This is a genomic window from Pontibacter qinzhouensis (assembly GCF_008017455.1).
Taxonomy (GTDB): domain Bacteria; phylum Bacteroidota; class Bacteroidia; order Cytophagales; family Hymenobacteraceae; genus Pontibacter; species Pontibacter qinzhouensis.
Window position 1 is genome coordinate 81,274 of record NZ_VRTY01000012.1, and the last position, 6,000, is coordinate 87,273.

Sequence of the window (6,000 nt, forward strand, 5' to 3'; positions counted from 1 at the left end):
GCGCTCTAACTTTTGCTTTTCTAACTAAGAGAGCATCCAGTCTATGTCTGCGTCGTTGGCGTGATGGTGGGGCAGGAGGAGTTGAAACAGCGCCTGGTCGATGAGGCTTTCACCGTTCATCGTAAATTCCTGGATAGAGCCATTGTACATCAGCTGGCCATCGTTCAGAACTCCGATGTGCGTGGCTACACGTTCCACATAGTTCAGGTCGTGCGACGAGATGAGCACCACCCGATTCGGTGTGCTATAGCTGCGGATAAGCTTTACGAGAAGTTGCGCTGCAATGGGGTCGAGGCCGGTAAAAGGCTCATCTAGCAGCAGTACTCTGGGCTTGTGCAGAATAGCTGCTACAATGCCAACTTTCTTTTTCATGCCGGTAGAGTAACCGGCAATGTTTTTCTGTAACGATTCTGTTTCTGTAAAAAAGTAATCGGTGAGGCTTTTAATGCGGCGGTCGGCTTCCTGTTGTGGTAATCTGTAGAGTTTTGCTACAAAATTAAGGTACTCAAGCCCGGTAAACTCCTCTATTAAAGGGTTGTCTTCGCAAAGTGCTCCAAGGTCTTGTTTTATTTCCAGGTTATGTTGCGCGTAATTTTTATCGAATAAATGAATGGTGCCAGCATCAGGCTTTATTAAGTCCAAAATCGAGTTAAGGAAAGTACTTTTACCTACACCGTTTTTACCTAGAAGGCAATAGCATTGTCCTTGTGCTATTGTCAGGTTAAGGGCCTGTAATACTTGCTTCTTTCCAAATGATTTGGATAACCCACTGATCTCGATACTCATACTTTTGTACTTTTGGCTATAAACAATTTTGATGCTTCACTGCTCCCACCTGAAGCTAAAATAGGAAGAAGCTCCGAAAAGTCCTAGAATAAGAAGTTTAAACTTTTATAGTGTTCCCTTACCCTCTCTTTTCTTTAGCTTACTTGCTCACGTATTTATGGGCAACAACCTTTTTACCTATTTAGGTTCTATTCTGAGTCTAGTAAATTCTATTTAATTCAGTCTTAGCAAGATGGCGTATGCTTTTTCGGGGGCTACAAAATTAGATTTGTTTATATTAAAATTTAGGTTTGTCTAAAAATATATTTTAACTTGCGCTTGTTTTAAATTTAGACCTTGCTTAATACTATGAAAAACACCTACTTACTTTTCTTATTTTTCCTAATAACAGCTGGGGCCTCAGCACAAACAGGTAGAATAAAAGGAACAGTAGCAGCTGACCGGGAACCAACGGCTTTCGCAAGTATCGGGTTGGCAGGCACTGCTATTGGAACCGCTTCGGAGGCAGACGGAAGTTTTGAGCTGAAGGAGGTTCCTGCCGGAAGCTACAAGCTGCAGGTGCGGGCAGTTGGTTTTGCTCCATACGAGACTACGGTAACTATCGCATCTGGCGAAACTGTAAAGGTGGCGGTCCAGTTACGGCCTCAGGCTGCCAGACTCCGGGAGGTAGTGGTGAGCGGTACCATGCGCGAAACGTTTTCGCTGGAGTCGCCGGTGCCTGTGGAGGTGTATACATCCAAATACTTTCAGAAGAACCCGACACCTGCTCTTTTTGAGGCTCTGGCCCAGGTTAATGGTGTGCAGCCCCAAATTAACTGCAACGTGTGCGGTACCGGCGATATTCATATAAACGGCATGGAAGGAGCTTACACGATGGTGCTCATAGACGGAATGCCGATGGTAAGCGCACTGGCAACCGTGTATGGCCTGAGTGGTATCCCGAACAGCATGATCGAGCGGGTGGAAGTGGTAAAAGGACCGGCATCCACGCTCTATGGTTCTGAAGCAATGGCTGGCCTGATAAACGTGATCACTAAAAGCCCGGCCAAAGCTCCTCTTGCCTCTGCCGACATATTTTATACCTCGCATGGTGAGCTGAACACCGACCTGGCCGTGAGCCACCGCTGGAAAAAGGTGTCTTCGTTGTTGAGCACCAATTACTACCGCTTTCAGAAGCAGCGCGACGTAAACCACGATAATTTTACAGATGTGCCATTGCAGCACCGCATTTCTGTGTTCAACAAATGGGCTTTTCAGAGGCAGGAAAACCGGCTGGCAACTGTAGCGGCACGTTACTACTACGAAGACCGCTTTGGCGGAGAGCTGCAGTGGTCGCCTGCTTTTAGAGGCGGCGACAGCATTTATGGAGAGTCGGTGTACACGAGGCGCTACGAACTGCTGGGCGCCTACCAGTTGCCTGTGCCGGAGCACCTGGTGCTGAGCTACTCCTTTAATAACCATAACCAAAATGCCGCTTACGGCGAAACGCTTTACAAAGGCAGGCAAAGCGTTTTATTCGGACAACTCGTTTGGGACAAAGAACTGAACCCGCGCCACCACCTGGTTGCCGGAGCCACCTACCGCCACACCTACTACGACGACAACACGCCTGCAACCGAGCAGCAGGAGCAGGGGCGCCTGCAAAATAGGCCTGCCATAACCCGCCTGCCGGGCATTTTTGTGCAGGACGAGCTGAAACTTTCCGCAGCCACCACCATGCTGGCTGGCCTTCGGTACGACTATAACTCCGAGCATGGCAGCATTCTGACTCCCCGGCTTAACCTGAAGTGGGCACCCAACGACGATCATATTTTCCGGGTGAGCCTGGGCAAAGGCTATCGGGTTGTGAACCTGTTTACCGAGGATCATGCTGCCTTAACGGGTGCACGCGAAGTAGTTATTAAAAATGAACTGAAGCCTGAAGAATCGTATAACGCCACCCTGAATTACCAGCACTACCTTAACCTGCCACAAGGTTATCTGAACCTGGAAGGAAGCGCCTTCTACACCTACTTCACAAACAAGATTGTAGCCGATTTCCTGTCGAACAATTACCAGATAATTTATGATAACCTGAGCGGCCATGCGGTGTCGAGAGGGGTGGCGCTGAATGCTGAAATGGCTTTTACCGCTCCGCTACGTGTGCATGCCGGTGTTACGTTGCAGGAGGTGTACCAGGTGCAGCAGCCAGAGGGGCAGGCACACCAGAGGGTACCACAGCTGCATGCGCCTGCGTTCTCGGGTACCTTTACTGCCTCTTATACACTTCAGCAGTTGGGCCTGGTGCTGGATTATACCGGTACTTTCAGCAGCCCGATGCACCTGCCTGTGCAGGAGAATGACTACCGCCCTGATAAGTCGCCGTGGTTTACACTGCAGCATCTGCAACTCACCAAAAGCATCGGCAGCAGAATGGAACTGTATGGAGGCGTAAAAAACCTTTTCAACTTTATGCCACAGCACCCGCTCATGCGCCCCTTCGACCCCTTCGATAAGCAGGTGGAAATAAACAATCCGAATAACTACTCGTTCGATACCGAGTACAACTATGCCCCACTGCAGGGACGGCGCACATTTTTCGGATTACGCTACACATTGGCAGAGGTAAAAAAGTAAGCTAACCCAGATGCGTAAATCAAAAAGTGAGGCAGAAGAGAATTTATTTCTGCTGATATGGCATTTGCTGTTGCATATATGCAAACTGCTTTCTACTTTTGCCCCACTATTTAGCTGCGCACGTGGTGAAACTGGTAGACACGCCATCTTGAGGGGGTGGTGCCTTCGGGTGTGGGAGTTCGAATCTCCCCGCGCGCACTTCATCTAATAACCCGATTTGCTCCCAAAGCAGATCGGGTTTTTTGCTGTTGCTGAAGAATTAATAAATTTTTCGAATGAAAATGGCCTTCCAAAGGTATTTTAGAAAAATCTTGCCAAGGGTAGACTAATCTACTACACAGTGCCTACACCACAATCTATATTTAAAATGTCTGAAAATCTGATCGTCATTACTGGTGGGGCTTATACAGATGTTAAAAAAGCTTTAAAGCAGTGGATTTTATTATATGCCGAAGATTTAGAGGCAGATTTCGCATGCGAGCTTTTCCCTGGTGGACGGGGCAGGCATGTTATACAAGTAGATAAGCGACTGGCTAATGAGCATTTTTTCTACTTGATAAATTACCTGTTTTACCCAGAGAATATAACTTACAAAATTGATGTTCTGGGCTTCACTACAGCCGAAGACCAGGCGCTTTTGCAACAGGCAGCTATTAACGTGTACGTTTCGAAGAGTAACAATCCGGAATTTGACAATGTGCAGGTTGTTACCGCTCAAAATCAATCCTACAAAATTGACTTTAGTGGCAATATAACAAGGGCAACCGAAGCAAAAATGTTTTCACAGCCTCCCGCTCTTCCATCAGGAATACCGGAGCGAATAACTTTAAAACAGGTAGTAAGTATTCCTTTTAAAATTAAAAATCCGCCAGACAATCCTGCTAAAAGGTTCGGCATTATTGCTTCCCTGGCATTTGTATGGTGGGTTATTAGCGTTATTTTGATCTTTTTTGAGAAAAGCTGGTTTTATCAGGCCACCTTTTTTTTAGGATTGGGCTTTATGGGTTGGTTTTTCTCAGATTACAAAATGCTGCAGCATCGAAGATACTACATATATTGCCTGCTCATAGCACTCGCATTTTTAGGATATGGGCAGTTAGTGCAGTTTAGCTTGCAGGAGAGCAAAATGTCATTGTTGGAATTCGGATGTAATATTCCTGTTGCTGTTTTGCTGACTCAAAAACCAATCAGGTTGCTTTTTCTAAAGTTATGGAAGCGAGAACCTGTAGTAGACAAACCCGCACCAAGTTTAGTGGATGGACTATATATGTTGCTCCTGTTAGCAGTACCGTTGTTTCTGCTTATACTCTTAGGAACAAGGATAAAATAAAGTATCATTAGCTCATGCGGCTACTCTGTAAGAGAGTTGAGGTAAGACCGGGTTTGGCCATATTCTTTCCCATTCCACTTCCTCTTTTTTGGTAGGTACTCCTATTGGGTATTGCTTTTGGTTTATGCTGATGACCACCTTGAGCCCGGCCTGAGTTGTGGTTTTCTCCATAAGCCCCTTTACCAGCTCATAGTCGGTGAAGATGACGCCCTGCATAGCCCGGTGCAGATGGGGGAAGAGGCGGTGCTCAATGGGGTTCCACTTGGAGGCGTAGGGCGGGTAGTGGTGGCAGCCGAAGCCCTCCCACCACCAAAGCAGCGCATCGGCGATGAACTCTGCCGTCTCATGGCTGGTGCCGATGCTGACATAGCCCTGGTTGCGGTTGAGGTCGTAGATGCCGAAGGGGATGAGGCGGCCGGTGGCCAGGTGGTCGTAGTCGTGGTCAAAGACCTGCAGGGAGCCCTGCTGCACGTAGCACCTGCCATTCCCGGTAGAGGTTGCCAGCCGCTCCTTCTTCTTACAGTCGATGCAGAGCAGCGGTGTCTTTTGGCTGGTGATGGCCACCAGGGAGAAGATGATCCTCAACTGCAGGTCCCGTTGCCCGTACTGGCCCGTGGGAAGGCTTTTGCTCATCCTGCGGTCAGAGAACCTGAGCGATAGAAGCCCCCTTTTCACCAGTCCATGGCTCACCCGCTGGCCGCTCTGCTCAAAGAAGCGTTCAGCTATTTCCCTGGGTTTCATGCTGATCCAGTACACCTGCTCATCGGTGGGGCTGCCGGCCTTGTGCTGCTCCAGGAAAGCCACCAGCCGGGCATGGACATGTTCATGATGGACAAAATTTTTTCCGCCCCCCGCCGGTGTGCCTTTGCCTGCCAGTGGGGATCTGGGCCATAAGCTCGGGCTGGGTTAGCTCCCGCTCGCCCTTGCGCAGGGTTTTCTGGCTGATGCCAAACAAGTGGCCGATGTAGAGCTTGCCCCCGTGCCCCAGCTTGGAGGCTTCCAGGGCCGCCTAGTGGCGCCTCTCTTTTTCAGGGAGGTGCTCATAATAAGTGAGCATCAGCTGCACTGTCGTAGGTGAATAAGCTTCCATAGGCAATCAGGTTAGCGTAAGTGAAAGTTTACTCAGCTACTACAAAAATTGTTACCTTATTTTGAATGCGTTCCTTATTAATGTCCTGAACAAATAAATTATTTGATATAGGAGTTACGCAAAGTGTCTAAGTTTAGTAATAGAAGGTAACTTTTCTTAGATCATATTGGCTTAGAAT

The 6,000-nt window shown here is 48.1% G+C and carries 4 protein-coding genes and 1 tRNA gene; 3 read left to right on the plus strand and 2 right to left on the minus strand.

What is annotated here, in order from left to right; translation table 11 throughout:
* Positions 1-24: 24 nt before the first annotated feature.
* Positions 25-786 carry an ABC transporter ATP-binding protein gene (locus FVR03_RS04970; RefSeq protein WP_147920662.1) on the minus strand — a complete coding sequence of 254 codons (762 nt, stop codon included), beginning with the start codon at positions 784-786 and terminating at the stop codon, positions 25-27.
* A gap of 348 nt (positions 787-1,134) precedes the next feature.
* Between FVR03_RS04970 and FVR03_RS04975 the strand changes: the two genes are divergently transcribed.
* The 3 genes from FVR03_RS04975 to FVR03_RS04985 all read left to right on the plus strand — a co-directional run bounded on the left by FVR03_RS04975 (position 1,135) and on the right by FVR03_RS04985 (position 4,732).
* Positions 1,135-3,402 carry a TonB-dependent receptor gene (locus FVR03_RS04975; protein ID WP_147920663.1) on the plus strand — a complete coding sequence of 756 codons (2,268 nt, stop codon included), beginning with the start codon at positions 1,135-1,137 and terminating at the stop codon, positions 3,400-3,402.
* A gap of 116 nt (positions 3,403-3,518) precedes the next feature.
* Positions 3,519-3,600, plus strand: a tRNA-Leu gene (locus FVR03_RS04980).
* 169 nt (positions 3,601-3,769) lie between these two features.
* Complete coding sequence (locus tag FVR03_RS04985) at positions 3,770-4,732, plus strand: hypothetical protein (RefSeq protein WP_147920664.1); 963 nt, start codon at positions 3,770-3,772, stop codon at positions 4,730-4,732.
* 12 nt (positions 4,733-4,744) lie between these two features.
* On the opposite strand, the gene FVR03_RS04990 is transcribed toward FVR03_RS04985, so the two are convergent.
* Positions 4,745-5,536: an ISAzo13-like element transposase-related protein gene (locus FVR03_RS04990; protein WP_147920665.1), complete on the minus strand. Its 792-nt coding sequence runs from the start codon at positions 5,534-5,536 to the stop codon at positions 4,745-4,747.
* Positions 5,537-6,000 lie beyond the last annotated feature (464 nt).

Bases quoted from the DNA above. Each gene is read 5' to 3' on its own strand.
- FVR03_RS04975 (WP_147920663.1), top strand. From the start codon at position 1,135: ATGAAAAACACCTACTTACTTTTCTTATTTTTCCTAATAACAGCTGGG.
- FVR03_RS04985 (WP_147920664.1), top strand. From the start codon at position 3,770: ATGTCTGAAAATCTGATCGTCATTACTGGTGGGGCTTATACAGATGTT.
- FVR03_RS04970 (WP_147920662.1), bottom strand. From the start codon at position 786: ATGAGTATCGAGATCAGTGGGTTATCCAAATCATTTGGAAAGAAGCAA.